The sequence below is a fragment of the Mesorhizobium sp. M8A.F.Ca.ET.021.01.1.1 genome (genome assembly GCF_003998025.1).
In the GTDB taxonomy this organism is placed as follows: domain Bacteria; phylum Pseudomonadota; class Alphaproteobacteria; order Rhizobiales; family Rhizobiaceae; genus Mesorhizobium.
Window position 1 is genome coordinate 1 of record NZ_RZSJ01001021.1, and the last position, 849, is coordinate 849.

An 849-nucleotide genomic window follows, 5' to 3' on the forward strand; every position below is an offset into this window, starting at 1 on the left:
ACTGCGCGACGATGCCGCCCGACCCGACCGCATCGGTATCGGCAATGATGTTGCCGTCCGCCTTGACCGCAACCTTGCCGCCAGGGCCGCCGTCGCCGCCGGTGCCGCCAATCGACACACCCACGGCGGCGGAGAAATAAAGACCGCCGCTGAAGGCGCCGGAATAGGCATTGCCGCCATTGCCGCCGCTACCGCCGACTGACTGAGCAAGAATGCCCTTGGAGCCGGCTCCCGCCACGTGAATGTCGCCCTTGTGGGTGACCGTGACCTCCTTGCTTAGATTCGCGTCGCCGCCACCGCCGCCAAGCGCCACGCCGGCCGCGCCGAACGCGCCAACGGCAACGGCCCCGGTGCTGCCGCCATTGCCGCCGCCGCCGCCGACCGACTGCGCCAGTATGCCATTCGAGAGCGCGCCCTTGGTTGTGATGTTGGCGTTGTTGATAACCTCGACGACGCCACCCGCGCCGCCACCGCCGCCCGCGCCGCCGATGCCGACGGCGGCGAAAAGCCCGCCGGCCACGGCAAAGCCGCCGTCGCCGCCGGACCCACCGACCGACTGCGCGAAGATGCCGTTGGACAGGTCGCCACCCGTATCGATCTTGCCGGAGTTGTTGACAAACACCTTTTCGCTCGTGCCCGCCGAGGCGCCGGTACCGCCCAGCGAGAAGGACGGGCCGCCCAAGGTGACGCTGAAGCCGCCAGACCCCCCACCGCCGCCGATCGATTGTGCCAGGATACCGTGCGACTGGTAGCCCCCGGTGCTGAGCGCGGCCGCGTTGATGACGTCGACCGTGCTGGAAACGCCGCCGCCTGCGCCCTTTCCGCCGATGCCGATGTTGACGCCGGCAC

At 69.7% G+C, this 849-nt stretch carries 1 pseudogene; it reads right to left on the reverse strand.

The features are described 5' to 3' along the window. A pseudogene (locus tag EOA36_RS36320) lies at nucleotides 1–849 on the reverse strand (autotransporter outer membrane beta-barrel domain-containing protein); the annotation flags it as partial.